The sequence below is a fragment of the Affinundibacterium flavidum genome, from assembly GCF_014284175.1.
Lineage (GTDB): Bacteria > Pseudomonadota > Gammaproteobacteria > Burkholderiales > Burkholderiaceae_D > Undibacterium > Undibacterium flavidum.
Genome location: NZ_JACOGA010000072.1, coordinates 1 through 255, shown reverse-complemented (window position 1 = coordinate 255; position 255 = coordinate 1). Strand labels below are relative to the sequence as shown.

Annotated in this window: 1 protein-coding gene; it reads left to right on the top strand. The window is 56.9% G+C overall.

The window, feature by feature from the left end; genetic code table 11:
- A partial coding sequence (locus H8K55_RS21410; RefSeq protein ID WP_186944272.1) for a hypothetical protein occupies positions 1-255 on the top strand: 255 nt, incomplete at both ends.

The following is a 255-nucleotide window of genomic DNA, read 5'->3' as shown; positions in this document are numbered from 1 at the left end:
GCAGCGTAGTCGTACCAGCGGGAGCCAATGGCTTCCAGGTGCGTATCGCCACCACCAATGACGGCGTGGTGGAAGGATCTGAAACGATCACTTTATCGGCAGCGACAGCACAAAATAGTGCAGCGATTGTCGGCACAGGCACGATCACGGACGGCGCAGTACCAACGATTAGTATTAGCGGTCCAGGCGACGTCAATGAAGCAGCTGGAACGGTGACGTATACCGTGACCTTAAGCAGCGCCAATGCAGCACCGG